Consider the following 19,784-nt stretch of genomic DNA (forward strand, 5'->3'; position numbering starts at 1 on the left):
GCGCATTGTCGCCAACCGCGAAAACCGGTTTAGTGCTTCACCTGCGGCCACCATGGAGACTCTCTTGAAAACAATCGGCGCGGCGATCCTGTTCGCACTCGTGAGTCCACCGGCCTTCGCGCAAGCCAAAGACAAGGCGCCGAACCCCGACCGCCCATTGCTCGCAACGTTCTGCGATGCCGCCGACATCAAGGGATCGTCCTGCAGGCGGGCCAAGGCCTATCCCGGCCGCAAGCGCTGCGACGTCAAGCTGCGGCCGGATCGTTACAGCGGCAAATTCCTCGCCGACGGCAGCACGCTTCTCGTCGTCAGCTATGAGAGCGGCTGCGAAGCCCATGCCAATGATTTCGGCGGCTCAGTTATCTTCGAGCAGAAGGACGGCGGCGCCATCTTCAACGGATATCAGCCGGGACTTCAGGTGAACGATTGCATCACGCTTGTGCGGAACGACAAGCAGGACCGCCTGATCTGCATCACCGGCCATATCGGGCAAGGCCACCTCGAGTCCGGCGTCGCCGAAATGGTGTTCACCCGCGACTTCTCCAAGACAATCGATATGTCCCTGAACTATTTCGTGACCGGAGAGGATGCCGTCGGCGCCTACGGGTCCAACGTCGTCGATTGCAAGGAGACATCGAAATATTTCGGCTTCGCCAGGCTCGGCGCCGGACCGGGACCCGATACGGTCGCCGTCGAAATCGCCCATGCCGACAAGGCAACGATCGAGACCGCATGCACCAAGGGCTTTCCGAAGCCGAAGCAGCTGTTTGGCGAGTTGGGACCCAGCGAAGCCTATGTCCCGCCCGGCCACGAGAAGAAGGCAAGGTTCGTGATCGATCTCACCACCAGCAAGGCCGCGCCGGAAGCGGAGTTCGGCAAGCGGTAACATGCGCCGCTATGGTTACCCGAAAATAGCGTGGCCGGCGTTGCGAGCGGCGCTGCGGAAGCCGCACCGCCTCGGGAACGGTGATGGCCTACCGCAGGCCCGGGCCGTCCGGCCGCTGCTGAACCTTCCGCCGGGCAAGCGCGTCAAAGTCCTTTCAGAATACTTTAAGCCCTTTTGCCGATTGTTAGTTGTGCCGTTCCGTTCACAATGGATACGGCCCGCAAAAGCCGGCTCGAACACAGGTAGGTGGGCGAATGACCGAGGGATCAAATCGCCAGCGCGTGCTGGATTTCCTCAACGTCCTGTATTCCGGCGACGTCGAAGCCGCGCTGGAGCGCTGCACCGACGATTGCGAATCCCTCGCCAACGCCCCGATCGACATCCTTCCGCATATGGGCCATCGCCGCGGCAAGGCCGAGCTGCGCGAGATGTGGAATGCGGTGCGCGCCCGCTATTCCGAGCTGCGCTGCGAGGTGCCGATGCTGGTCACCGAGGGCGACAAGGCGGCCGCCTTCATCCGCGTGTTCTTCCGCAAGAACATCAACCAACGCATGGTGCAGTTCGACATCGCCGGCTTCTACACGCTGCGCGACGGCAAGATCAGCCACATCAGGGAAATCATCGACACCTTCGACCTGGTGCAACAATTGCTCGAGCGCGACATCGCCGCGATCCTGACCGGCCGGCGGCCCGACCCGATCTAGCGCGGTCGTCAATCCGGGCCTGCGCTTGACACGACAGCGGCCATGCATCATTGCGCAATGACGCATCAACAGGCAGCGCATCCCCAGCGCTCATTTTCCCGGCACCATTGAACCTGATCGCGGCGGCCGTGACACACCACAAGGCTGTTTGCGGGCATGTAGAACCTAATGAAGATCGCGTTGCTGGCTTTGCTTGGTTTGGCGCTGGGCATTCTGGGAGGCGCCGCGCTTGGCATCGGGGCCGGGCTGGTCTGGATCGAAGTCTTTAAAACCACGAGTTTTGAAGGCTATAGCGGGATGCTGGTATTCTTCACCTTCATGCCGCTGGGGGCCGCGATCGGCGGTATCGGCGGCGCCTTGCTGTTCGGCATCATCGCCATCCGCGATGCCGAAATCGCCATCGAACGCGAGCCGGTGCGCCGCCACGACCGCTAAAAGTGGCCGAAACCGCCGCATTTGTGCAATGCAGAAACGGCAATTGTGTTTTGGCCGAACTGCCCTATTTCTGGCTGCAACAGTAGTTCGGCATGTCGGCCCGGCGTCGATGAAGACGCCCTGTTGGGCGCGCTTGCCGTTTTTTAAATTCCAGTTCCAAGGACCAGATCAAAATGACAGAGCATAGTCTCTGGCGTTTTTCGCGCGCGTTGCATCGCGCGATCAATGAACGCCAGCCCGCCGATCTTGAAGCCGTACTCGACGAGGACGTCGACTGGGCGATCTATGGACCGATCGACATGTATCCGTTCTTCGGCTCGCGCCGCGGCAAGGCTGCCGTGATCGATGTCATCAGGCAGATCGCAGATAATTTTCGCGTCCACCGCTTCGACCGCGAATCGATCATGCTGGGCGTGGACTCGGCTTCCTCGATGATGCGCTATTCGCTGACGGCGCTGGATTCGAACAAGCCGATCAGCCTGCGCATCGCCCATTTCGCGCAGTTCAAGGCCGGCCGCCTGACCAACTTCCGCGTGCTGGTCGATACGTTCGATTTGGTCGAGCAGACCGTGGGCTATCCGATCAACCTGCCGCGAATGGCGGTGTAATCCGTCGATTGTCTCTCCGTCATGGCCGGGCTTGTCCCGGCCATCCACGTCTTGAGTGCGCAGAGTCCGAAGACGTGGATGCCCGGCACAAGGCCGGGCATGACGAGGACTTTTGACCGCGTTCACTCACACCCGCCATAATTTAGCAACAGAGCGAACGCATTCTGGGCGCGACTTGGAATGCGGGCGGGCAATGATTCCGAAAATGCGATTTGGCTGGGCGCGGCTGCCATTGCTGGTGGCCGGCGTAAGTTTGGCTACGATGCTGACGGCAGCGGCGCAAACGCCGCCGGCGGATGACGAACCGGAGACGCAGGAGGCCGAAGAGACCGAGGCGGCTCCCAGCGTCAACGACGTCGACATCATGAAGGACATCGACGTCGACAAGCTCGACTGGAGTCAGCTCAATGTCGACGCATCGACGCTGACCGACCTGATGACGAAGGGAGGCAGTTCGTCGAAGGGCGCTGCCAGTGCGGACGCGTCATGGTCCGCCAATGAGAGAGCGAACGGCACCTCCGCGGTGTCGGTCAAGCAATCGATCTCGCCGTTCTGGGATACGCGCATCGGCGCCGACATGACCGTCGCCCGGCAAGGCACGGCAACGACATCAGAACTGCTCTCGGAACAGCTGGCCAATGGCGGCAGCCTGCCGCAATCGTCCGGCACCGCCTGGGCTGCGATCACCGCTCCCGGCGTGGCCTCGATCTGGGACCAGACCGCGGTCGAAGCCCGCGTCGATCCCGGATCCGAGCAGAGCAAGCTCGGCACCTCCCTGAGCAAGTCGCTGCCGATCAGCGAGCAATATTCGCTGACGCTGCGAAACGACTACAACCTGATCCAGCAGGGCATCGTGCCGGTGCCCGGCATCGTCAGCCATCCCACCCGCAGCCACGAGACCGACCAGTCGGCACGGCTCAGCATTGCCGATACCGGCACCAGCTTCACCGCCGGCCAGACGCTGTCGACCTCCGACGACAAGTGGCTGCGCAAGGTCAGCGCCGAGCAGAAGCTGTTCGACGGCGTCACCATCTCCGGCTCGATCGGCGAAACGCCCTCGGGCGTCGCCAGCAAGAGCCTCAGCGCGGGCTTCAAACGGAGCTGGTAAAAGGGCGAAATCGCCCGATTTGGCGGGGGTTTTCAGCCGTTTAAGGTTAACGCGCGAGAATGAACGACCATTGCCGCAGATTGGCCAAGATGCGGTCAAAATCGGCGGGACAGATGAGGCCCGCTCCACTTCGTCGTGCGGGGGACTGTCCGCGCTCGCCTGAAAGCGAAACAGAGGAATAGCCGATGAACGCTACCATTCGTCCCGAACAGACTGATGCAACCACGGAGGTCGACAACGATCTCGCCGCCGTCTCCGAAGTCGAGGCTGGCATCCGTGATTTCGTTCGCAACGATATCGCCTATCTGCGCCGCCCCGCAGTTGCTCCGGACACCGCGCCGCTCGACGCCAATGCGGAAGCCACCGTCAACAACGTCAATTCGCTGATCCAGCGCGTCGCCGGCACTTCGCTTGCGGAAATCGAGAAGCTGATTTCCGAACTCGAAAGCCTCCGCGACCTGCTGCACGCCGAAGGCCAGCGCGTTCAGCGCGAGATCTCGGGCTACGCCCAGCTCAGCCAGGCGGCGATGAAGTCGACGCGCATGATCGCCGACAACGTCACGCAGTGGAAGCGCGCTGCCGACGGCCTGCGTAACGCCTGATCTGATCGTTGCAAAAATCTAACACTCCGCCGCGTTCCGTAACGGAGCGCGGCGGTTTTGTTTGGCTGTGTTCGATCTGAACTTTATAAGCACGGTCGCGTCCAAGGACGGACGTCGTCACGTGGCGACAGGCACCTTTTTAAGGACACAGCGGCGATGCAAAACGTTCAGCCAGACAACATCGATTCAATGCCGATGCGGCAGTCGTCCCGTAGCATGGGCACGCTCGTGATCCGCTTCGTCGGACTGCTGACGTTCGCGGTCGTGGCAATGACGCTGCTCTGGAGCCGCTGAACTTTCTTCAGCGCTCGTAACTATCCAATCCGCAATTACTGCCGCACGAACGAGGTTTCCTCGATCGTGTAGACGCCGTCGGCGTAGGACTTCACCACCATGGTGGCGGTGAGCATTACCGCCATTGTGACGGTTGCGAAGACAAAGCCGACGAATTTCAGGCTGCTGCGATCTGCCATGTTCATCCCCTCGGTACTTCCCCTGAGACGCTTATGGCAGGCAGAAAGTTCAAAATGCGTTAGCAAAAAATCAGTTGCGCGGAGTCATGGATTACGAAGCCCTAACGGAACATTTCGCTAACCATGCGCCGGGCTACCATTAACCACCACCCCGCCGCGGCACGAAGGCGGTGGCGAGGAACGAGAACACGGCTTCGCCGCGCTGGTTGATGCCGGTATTGCGGGCCTGGAGGATGCCCCATTCGGGACGCTTCTCCGAGGTCCGCTTGGTCTCCACCTGATTGGAAAAGCTGATGGTATCGCCCGCCAGCACCGGCCTGATCCAGCGCAATTCGCGAAAACCGGGCGACGGCCCCCATACCGCGACCTTCTCGCCGCGCGCGGCGGCTTCCGCCGACAGGCGCTTGCCGTCGGCGACCAGCAGCTTCATGCACACCGCCGCGACGTGCCAGCCCGACGCGGCCAGCCCTCCGAACAGGGATTTGCGTCCCTCCTCCTCGTCGAGGTGAAAGCGCTGCGGATCGAACTGCGCAGCAAACCGCTTGATGTCGTCGGCGGTAAAAGTAAACGAACCGAACTCGCGCCGGGCGCCGATCTCGATATCCTCGAAGAAACGCATTGCTACTCCGCTCCCCCCTCGAAGCGCCGGCGCACCATGATCGGCGACTCCATCTCGCACAGCACGACCCCCGCCGCATTGCGGATCGTGCCCTTGAAGGTCACGATTCCGGTCTCGGGCCGGCTCTTCGAAATCCTGGCCTCCGCGACGTCGACATCCAGCGTCAGGTCGTCGCCCGGACGCAGCGGCGCCAGCCAGCGCATTTCATTGACACCGGGCGAGCCGAGCGAGGCAGTGCGGCCGATAAAGCCGTCGAACAGCATTCGCATCATCAGCGAGCCGAGATGCCAGCCCGAACCGGACAGCCCCTTGAGCATCGACGCGTTGGCGGCAACCTCGTCCAGATGCATCGGCTGCGGGTCGTACTCGGCGGCGAAGGCCAAGATCTCCTCGCGCGTGACATGGCGTGGTCCGAACGTGCCGAAATGGCCGGGCTTGAAGTCTTCGAAAGTCAGCGTGGTCATGTCTGGGAATTGAGGATTGGCTGTGGGCAAGCCCGAATGTGGCCGTTATTTGCGGCAATCTCAACCCGCCCACTCGCATGGCTCGTTCGCCGGGAGAGAGTGCCGCCCGCGGTGCTCGACCTCGGCTTGCCCGAAGCAGTTTTCGGGGTTAGCCCTGTGTTATCTGGGGACCAGGTTATTTGACTCGCCGGGGAGGGCCACCGATGTTCGATTTTCAGGACCTGTTTCAGTGGGATCGTTTCATTACGCCCACGATCATCAAGACTTTTTATTGGCTGGTCATCGGCTTGATCGTGCTGTTCGGCCTGTCCGGGATCTTTTCGGCACTTGCCATGATGGCGATCAGCCCGTTCGGCGGATTCATTATGCTGTTGTCCGCAATCGCCGGCGTCGTGGTCGGCGTGGTGTTTTCGCGCATCGCCGCGGAATTCATCCTGATCGTCTTCCGTATCAACGAACATCTCGGCGCAATCCGTGACCAGGGCGGGATGCGGTAATCACGCTGGAATCGTAAGGTGGGCAAAGCGTAGCGTGCCTACCATTCGCGCTGATGGAAAGATGGTAGGCACGGCGCGGTGCGCCTTTGCCCACCCTACGGGTCCGCATCCACGGTAATATTTCAGTTATTGAACCTGAAATGCATCACGTCGCCGTCGGCGACGACATATTCCTTGCCTTCCAGCCGGAGCTTGCCGGCGTCGCGGGCGCCGGCTTCGCCGCTCAGCGCGACGTAGTCGGGATAGGCGATGGTCTCGGCCCGGATAAAGCCCTTTTCGAAATCGGTATGGATGACGCCGGCCGCCGCGGGCGCCTTGGTGCCGCGGTGGATGGTCCAGGCGCGGGCTTCCTTCGGGCCGACGGTGAAATAGGTGATGAGGTCGAGCAACTGGTAGCCGGCGCGGATCAGGCGGTCGAGGCCGGCCTCTTCCAGGCCGAGCGTATCGAGAAACTCGGCGCGTTCCTCGCGTGACAGGGTTGCGATCTCGGATTCGATCTTGGCCGAGATCACGACTGCAACCGCGCCTTCCTTCCTGGCGTGCTCGAACACCTGCTGCGAAAAGCTGTTGCCTTCCTTGGCCGAGCCTTCCTCGACGTTGCAGACGTAGAGCACCGGCTTGGAGGTCAGCAGACCGAGCATGCCGAAGGCGCGCTCTTCCTCAGGCTTGCGCTCGAGAAAGCGCGCGGGCTTGCCGTCACGCAAAAGCACCAGGGCGCGATTGACGAGATCGAGCGCTTCCTTGGCATCCTTGTCGTTACCCTTGGCCTTCTTGGCGAGGTTATCGACCCGCTTTTCCAGACTGTCGAGGTCGGCGAGCATCAGCTCGGTTTCGATGGTTTCGATATCGGCCAGCGGTGCGATCTTGCCTTCGACATGGGTGATGTCGGAATCTTCGAAACACCGCACCACATGCGCGACCGCATCGACCTCGCGGATGGTGGCGAGGAACTGGTTGCCGAGGCCTTCGCCCTTGGAGGCCCCGCGGACGAGGCCGGCGATATCGACGAAGGTCAGCCGCGTCGGGATAATCTGCGCCGAGCCCGCGATCGCCGATAGCTTGTCGAGCCGGGGATCGGGCACCGCGACCTCGCCGACATTCGGCTCGATGGTGCAGAACGGATAATTCGCCGCCTGCGCCGCGGCCGTCTCGGTCAGCGCGTTGAACAGCGTCGACTTGCCGACATTGGGCAGGCCGACGATACCGCATTTGAATCCCATCGTGTCCTCAACTATTTCTCTTCGTCATGGCCGGGCTCGTCCCGGCCATCCACGTCTTGTCTCGTGCTGGCAAGGAAGACGTGGATGCCCGGCACATCTGCGCGAAGACGCGCTTCGCGCTTTAGGCCGGGCATCACGTCGGGGCAGTGACGCGAAAAGTCAGCCCTGCTTCCCGTCGTCTGCCTTGTCAAAAATTCCCTTGGCCTGCAGCGCCAGATGCACCTTGTTCGCAAACGAAGAGTCGTGCCCCGCCGCCAGCAAGCCGGCATTGTCGGCAACCGCCGCGCACAAGGCTTCCACCCAGGCCCGGTCGCTCTTCGCAAAGTCCGACAACACGTGGCTGTGAACCATTTCCTTGATGCCGGGATGACCGATCCCGAGCCGCACCCGGCGATAGTCGTTGCCGATATGCGAGGTGATCGAGCGCAGCCCATTGTGGCCGGCGATACCGCCGCCGACCTTGACGCGCACTTTTGCCGGCGGCAGTTCGAGTTCGTCCTGAAACACGGTGACGTCGGAAGCGCCGAGCTTGAAGAAGTTCGCAGCTTCCTGAACCGCGCGCCCGGACTCGTTCATGTAGGTGGTCGGCCGCAGCAGAACGACCTTCTCGCGATCGAGCGTGCCTTCGGAAGTCTCGCCCTGAAAACGGCGGCGCCACGGTGCGAAACCGTGACGCCGCGCAATTTCATCGACGGCCATGAAGCCGATGTTGTGCCGGTTGTTCGCGTATTTCGAACCGGGGTTACCGAGACCGACAAACAGGCGCATGGCGCGGCATCCCTGCCGCTGCTTACTTCTTCTTGTCGCCGCCCGCCGGCGCCTTGGCGGCCGCCGCCGGAGCTGCAGCACCTGCCGCAGGCGCGGCAGCAGCGGCCGGAGCGGCACCCGCCGCCGGAGCAGCCGTGCCGGCAGCCGCGGCAGCCGCCGCAGCCTTCTGTTCTTCGGCGTAGCCGGACGGCGGCACGATGGTGACGAGCGTCGCGTCCTCACGCGACAGCGCCTTCACGCCGGCCGGCAGCTTGATCTCGGACAGATGCAGCGAGTGGCTGATTTCCAGCGCGCCGACGTCGGCATCGATGTACTGCGGAATGTTCTCGACCGAGCACTCAAGATCGATGGTGTGGGTGACGATGTTGACGGTGCCGCCGCGCTTGACGCCGGGCGAGGTTTCGCCGTTGACGACATGCAGGGGAACGCTAACGCGGATGGTCGCGCCTTCGCCCAGCCGCAGGAAGTCGACATGCAGCGGGAAGTCCTTCACCGGATCGAGGTGGAAGTCGCGCGGAATCACGCGGTGCTTCTTGCCTTCGAGGTCGATGTCGAACAGCGTGGTCAGGAACCGGCCGGCCAGGATGCGCTGGCGCAGTTCCTTGTCGTCGACCGAAATGGTCACGGGGGGCTGGTTGTTGCCATAGATCACTCCGGGCACTCTCCCGGCGCGACGCTCTGCCCGGGCGGCCCCCTTGCCGCTCTGCGGACGTGCGGTCGCCTTCAATTCCTTGACGGTCGCCATCGTGCTAAGTCCTTGTTTTCTAAAAAGTTAAAGGCCGCATCGCGGCCCGTTGGCGTCCCACAGCAAGCCTCCAGGGGTGCGGGGGCTGCGGACGTGGCGGGCTTTTAGCCCCAAAGGGGCGAAATGACAAGGAAATGAAGGGATTTTTCTGCGGGTTTAAGGGCTAGTGCCCCTCCCCTCAAGCCGTCATGCCCGGTCTTGGACCGGGCATCCACGCCCTTGCCGCCGCGACGAAGGACGTGGATGGCCGGGACAAGCCCGGCCATGACGATTGGTGAAGAAAAACTCCTACCCGTCCGCCTTCAGGCTGCCGGCATCCGGGGCAGCCGGCGAAATGCCGAGCTTGGCTTCCAGGGCCGCGATCCGGCTCTTGAGCGCCTCGTTTTCCTCGCGCGCCAGGCGGGCCATGTCCTTGACCGCGTCGAACTCCTCGCGCTTGACGAGATCGAGGTCGCGCAGGATGCGTTCGGCCTGGTTGCGCATGACCGTATCGACCTCGCGCTTGACGCCCTGCGCGGCGCCGGCGGCGTCGTTCATCAAACGGCCGATCTCGTCGAAAAACCGATTGCTGGTCTGGGTCATCTCAAAACGCTCCGGTCGCTGCAAATTGATCGCTACGACAAGACAATGGCAATCCCGGGAGAAACGTTCAAGAGCGCGGTTCAAGGCTCGACGTGACGGCCGTTCGCCTTGTCATGCTGCGGTTTCCTTGCAATCGTATCGAACACTTAAGCCAGCCCCCGGAATCACGAAGCAAAAAGAAACGCCCATGATCGACCAGCAGATCGATATTGCGACCAAGGACGGCAAGACCACGACCTTCATCACCCATCCCGAGCGCGGCGGGCCCTTCCCGGTCATCATCTTCTACATGGATGCTCCGGCAATCCGCGAGGAACTGCGTGACATGGCGCGCCGCCTCGGCACGTCGGGCTATTACGTGATGCTGCCCAACCTTTATTACCGTTCGGGCGTCATGGAGCTCGGGCCAATTCCACCGGATCCGGAGGCGCCCGAGCGCAAGCGGATGTTCGGCTTCATGAACTCGATCAACATTCCCATGGTGATGGATGACACCAAGGCCCTGATCGCCTTCGCCGAGACGCAAGAAGCGGCAAACACGAAAATCGTCGGCACCGTCGGCTACTGCATGAGCGGCCGCTACGCCGTCAACGCGGCCACGCAGTTCCCGGATCGCGTGAAGGCGGCGGCTTCCATCTACGGCACGCATCTTGCGACCGACCAGGCAGACAGCCCGCATCTGGCTGCATCGAAGACCAAGGCCGAATTGTATTTCGCCTGCGCCGAGACCGACATCTACGCGCCGCAGGAAATCATCGACAAGTTGAAGCAGGCGATGCAGGGAACGAAGAACGAGGTCGAGATCTTTCCCGACACCCATCACGGCTTCGCCTTCCCGAAACGGCCGGTCTATAACCGCGACGCCGCCGAGCGGCACTGGGAGCGGCTGTTGGCGCTCTATCGCCGCAACCTCGCGCAGTAGACATCCCGCACGATGCCCTTCCTCACCATTACCTTTCCGGAAATCGACCCGGTCGCCATTTCGATCGGACCGCTCGCGATCCGATGGTATGCGCTGGCCTATATCTGCGGCATCGTGCTCGGATGGATGTATGCGCGCGTGCTGATCAGGAGCGAGAAATTGTGGGGCGGGCCGGCGCCGATCGCGCCGGTGCAACTCGACGACTTCATTCTCTGGGTCACGCTCGGCATCATCATCGGCGGCCGTACCGGCTACGTGCTGTTCTATAACCCGGCCTTCTTCATCCAGAATCCCGCCGCCATTCTCAAACTATGGGAAGGCGGCATGTCCTTCCATGGCGGGTTTCTCGGCTGCGTCGCGGCGGTGATGCTGTTTGCGCACAAGAACAATATCTCCATCCTTTCGCTTGGCGACATCACGACTGCCGTCGCTCCGATCGGAATTTTCCTCGGTCGGCTCGCCAACTTCATCAAGGGCGAGTTGTGGGGACGAACGGCGGATGCCAGCGTGCCCTGGGCCATGGTGTTTCCGGATGGCGGGCCGCTGCCGCGTCACCCCAGCCAGCTCTACGAGGCCGGGCTCGAGGGCCTCCTGCTGTTTGCGGTGTTGGCTGTCATGATCCGGATGGGCGCGCTGAAGCGGCCCGGCCTGATCCTCGGCAGCTTCATTGCGATCTACGCGCTCGCGCGCATCGCCAGCGAGTTTTTCCGCGAACCCGATCCCCAGCTCGGATTTTTGTGGGGCGGGCTGACCATGGGTATGCTGTTATCGGTGCCGATGATCATTGCCGGGGGCATCCTGATCATGATGGCATGGCGCCGCGGAACGCCGCAGCATATAGAGAAGTCGATTTAAGGCAGGCCGTGACCGAATTTTCACCGTTGCAGGCGGAGATCCACAAGCTGATCAGATCGTCAGGACCGATGCCGGTCTGGCGGTACATGGAGCTGTGCCTGATGCATCCCGAGCACGGCTATTACGTGTCGCGCGATCCGCTCGGCCGCGAAGGCGATTTCACCACCGCGCCCGAGGTCAGCCAGATGTTCGGCGAACTGCTCGGCCTGTGGGCGGCCTCGGTCTGGAAGGCGATCGGCTCGCCGCCTGCGCTGCGCCTGGTCGAACTCGGTCCCGGCCGCGGCACCATGATGGCGGACGTGCTGCGCGCGGTCCGCGTGCTGCCACCGCTCTATCAATCGCTCCATGTCGACCTCGTCGAGGTCAATCCGGTGCTGCGCGAGAAGCAGCGGGCGACGCTATCCGGCGTGCGCAACATTACCTGGCACGACAACATCGACGACGTGCCCGAGGGTCCCGCGGTCATCCTCGCCAACGAATATTTCGACGTGCTGCCGATCCATCAGGTGGTGAAGCGCGAGACCGGCTGGCACGAGCGCGTCGTCAACCTCGACGCCGATGGCAAGCTGGTATTCGCAGCCGCAGACGACCCGATACCGCGCTTTGAGGTGCTGCTGCCGCCGCTGGTGCGCGCGGCTCCGGTCGGTGCCGTGTTCGAATGGCGGCCGGACAACGAGATGATGAAGATCGCAACGCGGGTTCGCCACCAGGACGGCGCGGCGCTGATCATCGATTACGGCCATGTGCGCAGCGACGCCGGCGATACTTTCCAGGCGATTGCCCGCCACAGCTTTGCCGATCCGCTGAAAAACCCAGGACAGGCCGACGTCACCGCCCATGTCGATTTCCAGGCGCTGGCGCGCGCGGCAGAAGACGTCGGCGCACGCGTTCACGGGCCGGTGACGCAGGGTGAATTCCTCAAGCGGCTCGGCATCGAGACGCGCGCCGTCACGCTGATGGGAAAAACCACGCCGGAAGTTTCCGCCGATATTTCCGCCGCGCTGAAGCGCCTGACCGACAGCGGTCGCGGCGGCATGGGATCGATGTTCAAGGTGATTGCGGTCACCGAGCCCAATCTCACCTCGGTCGCAGGTCTCAGCGACGAACCGCAGGCCGCGGGAGACGAGACGGAATGACGTTCAGATCATCGCTGCTCGCGGCCATTCCCGGCCTGCGCCACGCCTTCTTCACCCGCGAGGGCGGGGTATCCAGTGGAATTTATGAAGGCCTCAATGGCGGCCTCGGCTCGAACGATGATCCGGCTCATGTCGCCGAAAATCGCCGCCGGATGGCCGAGCAGATGGGCGTTGCGCCCGAGCACTTGCTCAGCGCGCACCAGATCCACTCGCCCGATGTCGTGGTGGTGACCGGACCATGGCAGGGCGACAAGCCCCGCGCCGACGCCCTCGTCACGCGCACCGAAGGCATCGCGATCGGCGTTACCGCCGCGGATTGCGGACCGATCCTGTTTGCCGACGCCGGCGCACGCGTGATCGGCGCGGCCCATGCCGGCTGGAAGGGCGCGCTGACCGGCGTGCTGGAATCCACCATCGAGGCGATGGAAAAGCTCGGCGCCGACCGCTTCGGCATCGTCGCCGCCATCGGCCCCTTGATCCGCCAGCAATCCTATGAAGTCGGCAGCGAATTCGTCGAGCGCTTCATGAATGCCGACGCGGAGAATGGCGTGTTCTTCATCCCCTCGGTTCGATCGGGCCATGCGATGTTCGACCTCGCCGGCTTCATCCGCACGCGGCTGGAGAATGCCGGCATCCTGATGATCGACGATATCGGCGTCGACACCTATTCCGACGAGCGCTTCTACAGCTACCGTCGCTCGGTGCACCGGAAAGAGCCGGACTACGGCCGCCACGTCCACGCGATCGCGCTGGCCGCAGAGTAATTCCCTAGTTCACTGCAACGCCACCCTGCCCCGCACGCGGCCGGCATCGGCAATGCGCACATGGTCGGCGATCGCGCCATAACCTTCGAGAACGAAGGATCGCATTGACCAATCCTGCGGGGCTGAACAATTCTGGCAACAACAAGGTGAACGGGGACGAGCACGACTTAATCTTTTTGGTGAGCCGATGCGTCCGCTGCCCTAGACCTTAACGCATTTTAACGATATCGCAGGGAACCATGAGGAACACCCTGCCCGCGTCGTGCCTGCAAGTCCCGCGCGCCATGATCGCCGCGGCGCTGCTTGCCGTTTTTTCCTGCGCGCTCGGGGGCTGCGCAGGCGGCGGCGCGACAGGCAGCGGCTCGTACGCGATGGCAACGAGCGCGGGCGGCGGGCCCACCGTGGCGTTCGAATCGATCGACGGTCCGCCGCCGCAGGTGTTCGACCGCATGGTCAGCGTGCTCGACAGCGAATCGAAGCTGCGCAACCTGTCGATCGTCTCGCGCGAAGGCGGCGCGTCCTATCGCGTGCGCAGCTATCTCTCGGCGCAGGTGGTTCGCGGCAAGACCGTGATCGCCTGGGTCTGGGACGTCTACGACAACAACCAGCAGCGTGCGCTGCGGCTTTCCGGCGAAGAAGCCACCGGCAAGGCCAACCGCGATGCCTGGGCGGCGGCCGACGACCTGGTCTTGCGCAAAATCGCGCAGGCCGGCTTCAGCGGTCTCGCCGGCATGGTTAACGGAACTCCCGATCCGGCGCCTGCGCCGGCCCCCGAGCGCCGCGGTCCCGCAGTCGCGAGTGTGGAAGAGACCGTACCCGTCCAGGGTGCCGTGAGCGTGATGGCGCTGGGCTACAGCGCCCAATAATTGGCCCCGGAATAGTCCGGTAACGGCCTATTTTTCGCCGGGAAAACCGGGGCGACGGGTTGCCAGCCGAGCCACCTGCCTGATATCTCCTCGCTCACCAAAACGCGCCGGTTCCCGAGGATTTCTATGCTGAACGTCGTATCCAGCAAGGCGCGAGGAGAAGCGTCAATGGCGGCCAAGAACGGCTCGATCAAGCTGGTCGCCGGCAATTCCAACCCCGCGCTGGCCCAGGAAATCTCCAACTGGCTGCATATGCCGCTGACCAAGGCGACGGTCCGCCGGTTTGCGGACATGGAAATCTTCGTCGAAATTCAGGAAAACGTCCGCGGCTCCGACGTCTATATCATCCAGTCGACGTCGTTTCCCGCCAACGACCATCTGATGGAACTCCTGATCATCACCGATGCGCTGCGCCGGGCTTCCGCGCGCCGCATCACCGCGGTGATCCCCTATTTCGGCTACGCCCGGCAGGACCGCAAGGTCGGCTCACGCGCGCCGATTTCGGCCAAGCTGGTGGCAAACCTGATCACCCATGCCGGCGTCGACCGCGTCATGACGCTCGACCTGCATGCCGCCCAGATCCAGGGCTTCTTCGACATTCCGACCGACAACCTCTTCGCCTCGCCGGTGATGGTGCGCGACATCAAGGAGCGCTTCGACCTCGCCAACGTGATGGTGGTGTCGCCTGACGTCGGCGGCGTGGTGCGCGCCCGCGGGCTTGCCAAGCGCATCAACACTTCGCTCGCCATCATCGACAAGCGCCGCGAGCGCGCCGGCGAATCCGAGGTCATGAACGTGATCGGCGACGTCGCCGGATTCACATGCATCCTGATCGACGACATCGTCGATTCCGGCGGCACGCTGGTGAACGCCGCCGATGCGCTGCTCGCCAATGGCGCCAAGGACGTCTACGCCTACATCTCCCACGGCGTGCTGTCCGGCGGCGCAGCTGCGCGCATCGCCGGTTCGCGGTTGAAGGAACTCGTCATCACCGATTCGATCCTGCCGACCGAGGCCGTCACCAAGGCGCCCAACATCCGCACGCTATCGATCGCGCCACTGATCGCGGAAGCGATCAGCCGCACCGCGGCCGAAGAATCGGTGTCCAGCCTGTTCGATTAGAACAAGGTCCGTAGGGTGGGCAAAGGCGCGATAGCGCCGTGCCCACCATCTCTCCACGAGCAAGGTCTTGATTGGTGGGCACGCTTCGCTTTGCCCACCCTACGGCGCCTCACTCAAATCCCGGCCGCGGCACCAGGTTCATCAGCATATTGGCGTAGCCGCCATCGACCATGATCTCCTCGCCATTGACGTAGGACGCGCGGTCGCTGGCGAGGAACAGAATCACGTCGGCCATGTCCTGCGGCATGCCGACCCGCCGGAGCGGCACCACCGCAGAGCGGCGCTCGGTCACGCCCGGCGTATCGTAAAATGCCTGGCTCATCGGCGTGATCACCATGCCGGGACTGACGACGTTGCTGCGGATGCCGTGCGGTCCCCATTCATTGGCGAGTTGCCGCGACAGCATGATCACGCCGGCCTTGCTGACGCTGTAGGCGCCGCTCTGCCCCTGCGCATTGCTGCCGGCAATCGACGAGACGTGAACGAGGCTGCCGCGGCCATGCGCGCGCATCTGCCGGCCGAACACCTGCGCGCAAAGGAAGTAGCCGGTCAGGTTGACGGAGAGAACGGCGTTCCACGCGGCAAGCGTCAGGGTGTCGAGCGCGCCGGGACGCAGCACGGCGGCGGTGTTGACCAGCACATCACATGGCCCCAGCGATTTCTCGATCGTCGCGGATGCCGCAGCGACGCTCGCGACATCAGACGTGTCGCAGCGGGCAATGGTATGGCCAGCACCGAGTTTGTCGAGCTCGGCGTGCGTCACCTCGAGACCGCGTTCATCGAGATCGATGGCGGCAACGCGGGCGCCGGCCTGCGCAAAACTTAACGCGACGGCGCGGCCGATGCCGCCGCCCCCGCCCGTCACCACGCAGACGCGGCCTGAGAGGCCGAGCCAATCGGAAGATTTCTGTTCGGCCATGACGTCCGTGCGCTCCCATCCAGTAACACGACTGACGGCAGCATAGCTGAAAGCCTGTTCGGATCGAGAGATGATTCCGGCGCTAGGCGCCGGCGGCGACGCTCTTTCCGACCACTTCGCCGAACGACTTGAAGAATTCCGCCGCAAGCTTCCTTGCGGTGGAATCAATCAGGCGTGCGCCGAGCTGGGCGAGCTTGCCGCCGATCTGCGCGTCGACCTCGTAGTGCAGCACCGTGAGGTCATCCCCCTCAGATTCGAGGCGCACAAGCGCGCCGCCCTTGGCGAATCCGGCCACCCCACCGGAGCCCTCGCCCAAAATGCGGTAGCTGTTGGGTGGATCGAGATCGGACAGCGTCACCTTGCCGCCAAAGGTCGCCTTCACGGGCCCGACCTTGAAGACGACGGTCGCGGTCATCTCGGTGGGCGACGACATGTCGAGGGACTGACAGCCGGGGATGCATTGCTTCAGAATCTCGGGATCGTTGAGCGCCGCCCAGACGTCTTGCTTCGAGGCCGGGATGCGCTGGCTGTCGTTCATCTGCATGGTCAGTCCTTACTCCCCGAGGGATTGGCCGTGCGCTGGCCGCGCCGGCGTTCGACGGTGATTTCAGCGAGGATCGACATCGCGATCTCCTCCGGCGTGATCGCGCCGAGATCGAGCCCGGCCGGCGCCTTGACGCAGTCGATCGCGGCCGCCTCCGATCCACCGGCCACGAGCTTTTGGCGCAGCGCCGCCATCTTGCGGCGGCTGCCGACGAAGGCGTGATACTCGGCCTTGATGGCGAGCGCGGCGCGCAAGGCGGCCTCATCGCCCTTGCCCTGGGTCGAGACCACGACGAAACGCCGGGCTTCGTTCAGATAGCGAGGCGCGAAGCCGTCGATGATGACATGGGCGTCGGGCTCAGCGGCGATATCCGCGGCTGGTGCAGCCAGCGTGACGTGATAGCCGAGCTGGCGGGCTTGGGCAGCCAGCGACATCGCAACCGGGCTTGCGCCGAAGATCACCAGCGAAGGATGCGGCAGCACCGGCTCGACGAAAATATCCATGGTCCCCTTGCTCGGACACATGTTGCTGGCGAAGCGGATGCCCTCGCGATGATCGCCCGGCTTGACGCCGAGCTCGGCTAGGAGATTTTCGGGCTGCACCGACACCATGCGCGGCTCCCCGTCCAGCAGCGCTTCGCGTGCGGCTTTCAGCACCGCACCCCGCGCGCAGCCGCCGCCGATCCAGCCGGCGACAATGGTGCCATCCGGGCGAATGATCGCCTTCGCACCCGCTTTCGCCGCCGTCACCGACACCGTGCGCACCACGGTCGCCAGGACGAACGGCTGCTCGGCGGACTTCATTTGCGCGACGAGATCCATCACTTCGACATGCGCGCTCATCGGTCGGCTCCACCTATAGTTTCGCCAAATAAGGCTCGAGCGATGCCAGGCTGTTCAGCGTATTGGCCGGCGCGTAGAGATCGACATGCGGCAGCGCCGCCTTGATGCCTGCCGCCTCGGGCGCATAGCCCTCCCACGCCATCATCGGATTGAGCCAGACGATACGGCGGCAGCGGCGGCCGAGCGCGGCCATCTCGCGGCCCAATAGCGCGGCATCGCCGGTCTCGTAGCCGTCGGACACGATCATCACGACGGTGCGCGAATGGATCACGCGCGCCGCGTGCCAGCGATTGAACGTCTGCAGGCTCTCGCCGATTTTGGTGCCGCCGCCTGCACCCTGCGCCAGGATCGAGAGCCGATCGAGAGCGCGCGCAGCGTCCTTTTCCTTCATCGCGTCGGAGACATGCGCCAGTCGCGTGTGGAACAGGAACGCCTCGGCCTCGCGAAACTGGTCCAGTACGCCATGGATGAAGCGCAGGAATACGCCCGTGTACATGCTCATCGAACCCGAGGCATCGAGCAGCATGACGAGCCGCAGCGGCTTTGTCTTGCGCTGGCGCCTGACAAGGTCGATCGGCACGCCACCATGGCTGATGTTGCCGTGAATGGTGCGTCGCAGATCGAGCCGGTAGCCGCGTCTCCGTGCCAGGTCGCGACGGGTCAGCCGGGTGCGCATGGCCCGCGCCAGCCGGGCGGCGGCGGCATGGGCTTCCTCGATCTGTGCGGGATCGGCGATCTTTCGAAAGTCCACTTCGGCAAGATTGTCGGCGCGCGAGGCGCCTTCCATTCGTCCCTCGCCGCTACGATTATCATCGGCGCCGTCAGCGGACGGGATCTGATCCATCGCGCCGTCATCAGCGGCGCGCGGCTCGGACCGCTGGCCGGGTAGACTCTTCAGCGATGGATTGTTGGCCGCCCTTGCCGACCCCATCGTCAGGGATCGCGACCGCGCGCGCTTGCCGAGCCAGAACGCGTCGAACAGGCCATCGAATCTTTCCCAGTCGGATTTCCGTGCCGAGAACAGATGTTTGAATGCCGAACGCAACATCGAGGGGGTCTTCGCATAACCTGCCGCCATCAGCGAAGCGGCGTCCTGACCTTCGTGGAGACCGACGGCGAACCCGTTGTCGCGCAACGTCCGAAGAAAGGCCGCCAGCCTCGCGGAGACGAGGCGCGAGACCTGATCGATCTCTTCATATCCGGGATTGGTGCCGCAGCAGCTCATGCGACCCTCCCCAGCAGGCGTTCGGTCACTTCGCGTGTCACCCGCGACGTGTCCTCCTGCGTCTTGAGCAAGCACATCAACGTCTCGTGCACCGTCTCGGGCGCTTCATGGAGATCGCGGACGTCGAGGCCGACCAGTGCCGCCGCCCAATCCAGCGTCTCCGCGACCCCCGGGACCTTGCGCAGCTCTTCCTTGCGGACGCCCTCCACCATGCGCGCGATCTGCAACGCCAGCGAGGCGCCGGCGCCCTCGATCCGCGCCATGATGATGCGTGCTTCGCGGTCGACATCGGGGTAATCGACATAATGATAGAGGCAGCGGCGGCGCAGCGCGTCCGAGAGTTCGCGCGTGCCGTTCGAGGTCAGCACCACATGCGGGATCGCGGTTGCCTTGATCGTGCCTAGCTCGGGGATCGAAACCTGGAAGTCCGACAGCAGTTCGAGCAGGAACGCCTCGAACTCGTCGTCGGCGCGATCGATCTCGTCGATCAGCAGCACGGGCGGCGTGTCGCGCCGGATAGCGGCCAGCAGCGGCCGCTCCAGCAGGTACTTTTCCGAAAAAATCTGATGTTCGACATCATCGGGGTCATCGCCGCGGTGCGCCTGGATCGACAGCAGTTGCCGCTGGTAGTTCCACTCATAGAGCGCAGCCGACTGATCCAGCCCCTCGTAGCATTGCAGGCGGATCAGCTCGGTCGTGTGCACCGATGCCAGCGCCTTCGCCACCTCGGTCTTGCCGACGCCTGCCTCGCCTTCCAGCAACAGCGGGCGCTTCAGCATAAGCATCAACGAGATTGCGGTCGCAAGTTCCGCATCGGCGATATAGCCCGATGCGGCCAGTCGTTCCGCGATCTCTTTGCGATCCTTCATTTCGGCGTC

Annotated in this window: 26 protein-coding genes; 14 read left to right on the forward strand and 12 right to left on the reverse strand. The window is 63.4% G+C overall.

Translation table 11 applies throughout. The features are described from left to right. Window positions 1–64: 64 nt before the first annotated feature. From LMTR21_RS32500 to LMTR21_RS40410, 7 genes are all read left to right on the forward strand, one after another. Complete coding sequence (locus tag LMTR21_RS32500) at window positions 65–886, forward strand: hypothetical protein (protein ID WP_141688340.1); 822 nt, start codon at window positions 65–67, stop codon at window positions 884–886. A gap of 254 nt (window positions 887–1,140) precedes the next feature. Continuing rightward, window positions 1,141–1,590: a nuclear transport factor 2 family protein gene (locus tag LMTR21_RS32505; RefSeq protein WP_065753417.1), complete on the forward strand. Its 450-nt coding sequence runs from the start codon at window positions 1,141–1,143 to the stop codon at window positions 1,588–1,590. Between the two features lie 168 nt (window positions 1,591–1,758). Further along, entirely contained in the window at window positions 1,759–2,025 is a 267-nt protein-coding gene (locus tag LMTR21_RS32510; RefSeq protein ID WP_065753418.1) for a hypothetical protein, read from the forward strand. Window positions 2,026–2,198: 173 nt separating this feature from the next. Then, window positions 2,199–2,633, forward strand: coding sequence for a nuclear transport factor 2 family protein (locus LMTR21_RS32515; RefSeq protein WP_065753419.1), 435 nt, complete (start codon window positions 2,199–2,201; stop codon window positions 2,631–2,633). Between the two features lie 205 nt (window positions 2,634–2,838). Then, window positions 2,839–3,741: a hypothetical protein gene (locus tag LMTR21_RS32520; RefSeq protein ID WP_246174580.1), complete on the forward strand. Its 903-nt coding sequence runs from the start codon at window positions 2,839–2,841 to the stop codon at window positions 3,739–3,741. A gap of 185 nt (window positions 3,742–3,926) precedes the next feature. Continuing rightward, on the forward strand, window positions 3,927–4,343 hold the full coding sequence (locus LMTR21_RS32525) for a hypothetical protein (RefSeq protein WP_065753421.1): 417 nt from the start codon (window positions 3,927–3,929) through the stop codon (window positions 4,341–4,343). A gap of 156 nt (window positions 4,344–4,499) precedes the next feature. Further along, entirely contained in the window at window positions 4,500–4,637 is a 138-nt protein-coding gene (locus tag LMTR21_RS40410) for a hypothetical protein (RefSeq protein ID WP_187399251.1), read from the forward strand. A 35-nt stretch (window positions 4,638–4,672) separates the two neighbouring features. Here LMTR21_RS40410 and LMTR21_RS40415 read toward each other — a convergent pair whose 3' ends face one another. From LMTR21_RS40415 to LMTR21_RS32535, 3 genes are all read right to left on the reverse strand, one after another. Further along, entirely contained in the window at window positions 4,673–4,816 is a 144-nt protein-coding gene (locus tag LMTR21_RS40415) for a hypothetical protein (RefSeq protein WP_187399252.1), read from the reverse strand. 139 nt (window positions 4,817–4,955) lie between these two features. Next, window positions 4,956–5,435, reverse strand: a complete 480-nt coding sequence (locus LMTR21_RS32530) for a MaoC family dehydratase (RefSeq protein ID WP_065753422.1) — start codon at window positions 5,433–5,435, stop codon at window positions 4,956–4,958. A gap of 2 nt (window positions 5,436–5,437) precedes the next feature. Further along, complete coding sequence (locus LMTR21_RS32535) at window positions 5,438–5,899, reverse strand: MaoC family dehydratase (RefSeq protein WP_065753423.1); 462 nt, start codon at window positions 5,897–5,899, stop codon at window positions 5,438–5,440. 203 nt (window positions 5,900–6,102) lie between these two features. Between LMTR21_RS32535 and LMTR21_RS32540 the strand changes: the two genes are divergently transcribed. After that, on the forward strand, window positions 6,103–6,396 hold the full coding sequence (locus tag LMTR21_RS32540; protein ID WP_065753424.1) for a DUF4282 domain-containing protein: 294 nt from the start codon (window positions 6,103–6,105) through the stop codon (window positions 6,394–6,396). 122 nt (window positions 6,397–6,518) lie between these two features. On the opposite strand, the gene ychF is transcribed toward LMTR21_RS32540, so the two are convergent. The 4 genes from ychF to LMTR21_RS32570 form a co-directional block, all read right to left on the reverse strand. Then, window positions 6,519–7,616: a redox-regulated ATPase YchF gene (gene ychF / locus LMTR21_RS32545; protein WP_065753425.1), complete on the reverse strand. Its 1,098-nt coding sequence runs from the start codon at window positions 7,614–7,616 to the stop codon at window positions 6,519–6,521. Window positions 7,617–7,775: 159 nt separating this feature from the next. After that, window positions 7,776–8,384 (reverse strand): aminoacyl-tRNA hydrolase, encoded by a 609-nt coding sequence (pth, locus tag LMTR21_RS32555; RefSeq protein WP_065753426.1) that lies wholly within the window; start codon window positions 8,382–8,384, stop codon window positions 7,776–7,778. A gap of 22 nt (window positions 8,385–8,406) precedes the next feature. Continuing rightward, window positions 8,407–9,129 carry a 50S ribosomal protein L25/general stress protein Ctc gene (locus tag LMTR21_RS32560; protein ID WP_065753427.1) on the reverse strand — a complete coding sequence of 241 codons (723 nt, stop codon included), beginning with the start codon at window positions 9,127–9,129 and terminating at the stop codon, window positions 8,407–8,409. A 288-nt stretch (window positions 9,130–9,417) separates the two neighbouring features. Then, the gene (locus LMTR21_RS32570) at window positions 9,418–9,711 is read right to left on the reverse strand and encodes an accessory factor UbiK family protein (protein ID WP_065753428.1); all 294 of its coding nucleotides are present in this window, start codon (window positions 9,709–9,711) and stop codon (window positions 9,418–9,420) included. A 187-nt stretch (window positions 9,712–9,898) separates the two neighbouring features. On the opposite strand from LMTR21_RS32570, the gene LMTR21_RS32575 reads away from it, so the two are divergent. The 6 genes from LMTR21_RS32575 (at window position 9,899) to LMTR21_RS32600 (ending at window position 15,376) form a co-directional block, all read left to right on the forward strand. Beyond that, window positions 9,899–10,633 carry a dienelactone hydrolase family protein gene (locus LMTR21_RS32575; protein WP_065753429.1) on the forward strand — a complete coding sequence of 245 codons (735 nt, stop codon included), beginning with the start codon at window positions 9,899–9,901 and terminating at the stop codon, window positions 10,631–10,633. A gap of 12 nt (window positions 10,634–10,645) precedes the next feature. After that, the gene (lgt, locus tag LMTR21_RS32580; protein WP_065753430.1) at window positions 10,646–11,488 is read left to right on the forward strand and encodes a prolipoprotein diacylglyceryl transferase; all 843 of its coding nucleotides are present in this window, start codon (window positions 10,646–10,648) and stop codon (window positions 11,486–11,488) included. An 8-nt stretch (window positions 11,489–11,496) separates the two neighbouring features. Continuing rightward, entirely contained in the window at window positions 11,497–12,624 is a 1,128-nt protein-coding gene (locus LMTR21_RS32585; protein ID WP_065753431.1) for a class I SAM-dependent methyltransferase, read from the forward strand. After that, a complete protein-coding gene (gene pgeF / locus LMTR21_RS32590; RefSeq protein WP_065753432.1) occupies window positions 12,621–13,388 on the forward strand; it encodes a peptidoglycan editing factor PgeF in 768 nt (255 codons plus the stop codon). Before LMTR21_RS32585 ends, pgeF begins: the two co-directional genes overlap by 4 nt. Window positions 13,389–13,627: 239 nt before the next feature. Next, window positions 13,628–14,254, forward strand: coding sequence for a hypothetical protein (locus tag LMTR21_RS32595; protein WP_065753433.1), 627 nt, complete (start codon window positions 13,628–13,630; stop codon window positions 14,252–14,254). 168 nt (window positions 14,255–14,422) lie between these two features. Beyond that, window positions 14,423–15,376: a ribose-phosphate pyrophosphokinase gene (locus LMTR21_RS32600; protein ID WP_065753599.1), complete on the forward strand. Its 954-nt coding sequence runs from the start codon at window positions 14,423–14,425 to the stop codon at window positions 15,374–15,376. 109 nt (window positions 15,377–15,485) lie between these two features. On the opposite strand, the gene LMTR21_RS32605 is transcribed toward LMTR21_RS32600, so the two are convergent. The 5 genes from LMTR21_RS32605 to LMTR21_RS32625 form a co-directional block, all read right to left on the reverse strand. Beyond that, window positions 15,486–16,295 carry an SDR family NAD(P)-dependent oxidoreductase gene (locus LMTR21_RS32605; protein WP_065753434.1) on the reverse strand — a complete coding sequence of 270 codons (810 nt, stop codon included), beginning with the start codon at window positions 16,293–16,295 and terminating at the stop codon, window positions 15,486–15,488. A gap of 82 nt (window positions 16,296–16,377) precedes the next feature. Further along, window positions 16,378–16,839, reverse strand: a complete 462-nt coding sequence (locus LMTR21_RS32610; protein WP_065753435.1) for an SRPBCC family protein — start codon at window positions 16,837–16,839, stop codon at window positions 16,378–16,380. Between the two features lie 2 nt (window positions 16,840–16,841). Continuing rightward, window positions 16,842–17,681, reverse strand: a complete 840-nt coding sequence (locus tag LMTR21_RS32615) for an XdhC family protein (RefSeq protein ID WP_065753436.1) — start codon at window positions 17,679–17,681, stop codon at window positions 16,842–16,844. Between the two features lie 13 nt (window positions 17,682–17,694). Beyond that, window positions 17,695–18,906, reverse strand: a complete 1,212-nt coding sequence (locus tag LMTR21_RS32620) for a vWA domain-containing protein (RefSeq protein WP_065753437.1) — start codon at window positions 18,904–18,906, stop codon at window positions 17,695–17,697. Then, complete coding sequence (locus LMTR21_RS32625; protein WP_065753438.1) at window positions 18,903–19,775, reverse strand: AAA family ATPase; 873 nt, start codon at window positions 19,773–19,775, stop codon at window positions 18,903–18,905. The genes LMTR21_RS32620 and LMTR21_RS32625 overlap by 4 nt, the downstream gene beginning before the upstream one ends. Window positions 19,776–19,784: the final 9 nt, after the last annotated feature.

The sequence above is a fragment of the Bradyrhizobium paxllaeri genome, from assembly GCF_001693515.2.
Classification (GTDB): Bacteria; Pseudomonadota; Alphaproteobacteria; order Rhizobiales; family Xanthobacteraceae; genus Bradyrhizobium; species Bradyrhizobium paxllaeri.

What these genes read in the sequence shown, in the direction of transcription:
- LMTR21_RS32595 (WP_065753433.1), top strand. Translation starts at nt 13,628, where the DNA reads ATGAGGAACACCCTGCCCGCGTCGTGCCTGCAAGTCCCGCGCGCCATG.
- LMTR21_RS32505 (WP_065753417.1), top strand. Translation starts at nt 1,141, where the DNA reads ATGACCGAGGGATCAAATCGCCAGCGCGTGCTGGATTTCCTCAACGTC.
- LMTR21_RS32615 (WP_065753436.1), bottom strand. Translation starts at nt 17,681, where the DNA reads ATGAGCGCGCATGTCGAAGTGATGGATCTCGTCGCGCAAATGAAGTCC.
- LMTR21_RS32515 (WP_065753419.1), top strand. Translation starts at nt 2,199, where the DNA reads ATGACAGAGCATAGTCTCTGGCGTTTTTCGCGCGCGTTGCATCGCGCG.
- LMTR21_RS32620 (WP_065753437.1), bottom strand. Translation starts at nt 18,906, where the DNA reads ATGAGCTGCTGCGGCACCAATCCCGGATATGAAGAGATCGATCAGGTC.
- LMTR21_RS40410 (WP_187399251.1), top strand. Translation starts at nt 4,500, where the DNA reads ATGCAAAACGTTCAGCCAGACAACATCGATTCAATGCCGATGCGGCAG.
- LMTR21_RS32560 (WP_065753427.1), bottom strand. Translation starts at nt 9,129, where the DNA reads ATGGCGACCGTCAAGGAATTGAAGGCGACCGCACGTCCGCAGAGCGGC.
- LMTR21_RS32530 (WP_065753422.1), bottom strand. Translation starts at nt 5,435, where the DNA reads ATGCGTTTCTTCGAGGATATCGAGATCGGCGCCCGGCGCGAGTTCGGT.
- LMTR21_RS32610 (WP_065753435.1), bottom strand. Translation starts at nt 16,839, where the DNA reads ATGCAGATGAACGACAGCCAGCGCATCCCGGCCTCGAAGCAAGACGTC.
- pth (WP_065753426.1), bottom strand. Translation starts at nt 8,384, where the DNA reads ATGCGCCTGTTTGTCGGTCTCGGTAACCCCGGTTCGAAATACGCGAAC.
- LMTR21_RS32600 (WP_065753599.1), top strand. Translation starts at nt 14,423, where the DNA reads ATGGCGGCCAAGAACGGCTCGATCAAGCTGGTCGCCGGCAATTCCAAC.
- LMTR21_RS32535 (WP_065753423.1), bottom strand. Translation starts at nt 5,899, where the DNA reads ATGACCACGCTGACTTTCGAAGACTTCAAGCCCGGCCATTTCGGCACG.
- lgt (WP_065753430.1), top strand. Translation starts at nt 10,646, where the DNA reads ATGCCCTTCCTCACCATTACCTTTCCGGAAATCGACCCGGTCGCCATT.
- LMTR21_RS32570 (WP_065753428.1), bottom strand. Translation starts at nt 9,711, where the DNA reads ATGACCCAGACCAGCAATCGGTTTTTCGACGAGATCGGCCGTTTGATG.
- LMTR21_RS32525 (WP_065753421.1), top strand. Translation starts at nt 3,927, where the DNA reads ATGAACGCTACCATTCGTCCCGAACAGACTGATGCAACCACGGAGGTC.
- LMTR21_RS32625 (WP_065753438.1), bottom strand. Translation starts at nt 19,775, where the DNA reads ATGAAGGATCGCAAAGAGATCGCGGAACGACTGGCCGCATCGGGCTAT.
- ychF (WP_065753425.1), bottom strand. Translation starts at nt 7,616, where the DNA reads ATGGGATTCAAATGCGGTATCGTCGGCCTGCCCAATGTCGGCAAGTCG.
- LMTR21_RS32520 (WP_246174580.1), top strand. Translation starts at nt 2,839, where the DNA reads ATGCGATTTGGCTGGGCGCGGCTGCCATTGCTGGTGGCCGGCGTAAGT.
- LMTR21_RS32540 (WP_065753424.1), top strand. Translation starts at nt 6,103, where the DNA reads ATGTTCGATTTTCAGGACCTGTTTCAGTGGGATCGTTTCATTACGCCC.
- pgeF (WP_065753432.1), top strand. Translation starts at nt 12,621, where the DNA reads ATGACGTTCAGATCATCGCTGCTCGCGGCCATTCCCGGCCTGCGCCAC.
- LMTR21_RS32575 (WP_065753429.1), top strand. Translation starts at nt 9,899, where the DNA reads ATGATCGACCAGCAGATCGATATTGCGACCAAGGACGGCAAGACCACG.
- LMTR21_RS32605 (WP_065753434.1), bottom strand. Translation starts at nt 16,295, where the DNA reads ATGGCCGAACAGAAATCTTCCGATTGGCTCGGCCTCTCAGGCCGCGTC.
- LMTR21_RS32510 (WP_065753418.1), top strand. Translation starts at nt 1,759, where the DNA reads ATGAAGATCGCGTTGCTGGCTTTGCTTGGTTTGGCGCTGGGCATTCTG.
- LMTR21_RS40415 (WP_187399252.1), bottom strand. Translation starts at nt 4,816, where the DNA reads ATGGCAGATCGCAGCAGCCTGAAATTCGTCGGCTTTGTCTTCGCAACC.